Origin of the sequence: Flectobacillus sp. (assembly GCF_049240685.1) — a bacterium.
GTDB lineage: Bacteria > Bacteroidota > Bacteroidia > Cytophagales > Spirosomataceae > Flectobacillus.
Genome location: NZ_JBMLSD010000226.1, coordinates 1 through 1,735 on the forward strand (window position 1 = coordinate 1; position 1,735 = coordinate 1,735).

The 1,735-nt window shown below is 37.8% G+C and carries 2 protein-coding genes; one reads left to right on the plus strand and one right to left on the minus strand.

Annotation, left to right across the window (positions count from 1 at the left end):
• Nucleotides 1–635 (minus strand): MlaE family ABC transporter permease (locus tag ACOVQ4_RS10440; RefSeq protein WP_421820585.1); only part of this gene is annotated, 635 nt, incomplete at its 3' end.
• Nucleotides 636–847: 212 nt separating this feature from the next.
• Here ACOVQ4_RS10440 and ACOVQ4_RS10445 point away from each other — a divergent pair.
• Nucleotides 848–1,525: an SDR family oxidoreductase gene (locus tag ACOVQ4_RS10445; RefSeq protein WP_421820586.1), complete on the plus strand. Its 678-nt coding sequence runs from the start codon at nt 848–850 to the stop codon at nt 1,523–1,525.
• Nucleotides 1,526–1,735: the final 210 nt, after the last annotated feature.

The following is a 1,735-nucleotide window of genomic DNA, read 5'->3' on the forward strand; positions in this document are numbered from 1 at the left end:
GCTCCACCTTTCGTAAAGTAACCTTGAAAGGCAGAAATTGAAGCTATCAGAAATGCAAAAACTACTGATTTGATGATAGCAAAAGGTACATAAATTGGATGAAAATCAAATCTTAAACCTTGGATATATTCTGTTGGAGAAATTGCTCCTGAAAGCCAGCCAGCCAAATAGCCTCCATAAATTGATAAAAAACCAGCCAGTGCTACCAACATTGGGAAAGTAATTATTGCACCAATAATTTTGGGCAATACCAAATACGAAGTCGAATTGATACCCATAACTTCCAAAGCATCAATTTGCTCGGTGATTTGCATAGTACCTAATTGACTCGCAATATGCGAACCTACTTTACCTGCCAATACAATGGCCGTAATGGTAGGAGCTAGCTCCAAAATGGTTGAATCTCGTACAATCAAACTAATAATGTACTTAGGTACAAAAGGATTGGATAAGTTGGCGGCAGTTTGTACACAAGTTACCGCCCCAATAAAGGATGAAACAATCGAAACAATGAGCAGCGAGTTAATCCCAATTTCATAAGCCTCCTCAAATACCAAATCAAAATAAACCTTAAATTTTTCAGGATTTTTAAATAAATTCCCCAAGAAAATGAAATATCTGCCTATTCTTGTCACTTCGTTTTCTGTTAAGTGTTATAAGTTAGTAACTTCGTTGCTACGTTTTTTGTAGCTATGACAACTTTAGCAAGCTGTGCCCTCAAAGATAACAAACCTTGCAAGAATAATCGGTCAGTGGAACAGAGTTTTTGTCGGTGTTGTTGTTAGTTTAGAATTCAAAGAATAATTTTTTAAAGAAAAAGATACATATTGACTATAAACCATCATTTATGAAATCTATAATAGTTACGGGTGGAACCAAAGGAATCGGAAGAGCCATTGTTGAGAAGTTTGCCCACGAACAATATCAAGTTTTTACTTGTGCTCGCTCGGAGGATGAGTCTTTAAAAGGATTATCAAATGTACATTTTTTTAAAGCTAATTTATCTCAAAGAAGTGAGGTAATGGCTTTTGCCGACTTTGTACGTCAGCATACTCAGCATGTAGATATTTTGGTAAATAATACAGGTTTCTTTATTCCTGGACAAATTCACAATGAAGAGGAAGGAACGCTCGAGGCTATGATAGAAACGAATGTGTACAGCGCCTACCATCTGACCCGTCAATTTGTTAATCAAATGATTGAGGTACGCTCGGGACATATTTTTAATATTTGTTCAACGGCAAGTATTACTGCCTATACCAATGGAGGCTCGTATTGTATCTCAAAGTTTGCACTTTTGGGTATGAGTAAGGTACTGCGGGAGGAGCTTAAACCTTTTAATGTACGCGTAACAAGCATTTTGCCAGGTGCTACCTTGACCAATTCGTGGGCTGGTGTAGATTTGCCATCCGAGCGTTTTATGCGTTCTGAAGATGTAGCTGAGGTAATCTGGACAGCTCACAAAATGCCAGCCAGCACAGTATTAGAAGAAATTCTATTACGCCCACAGTTGGGGGATATATAATGGTGAATTAGTGATTTTTGGCTTTTGCTGGAGTTTAGTAGGAAAACGTTATTAATATATTAAGTAATCGTGCAGGATTATAGTTAAGTTTTGTGTCTTAGGGACAAGGCAACAGGCACAAAGTGTTAAAATGTTTTTAAAGGCCACGGACATGGATTTTTCCCATAGCCCACCGCCGAAAGCCGATACCTGAAAGCTTAAAGCACAATC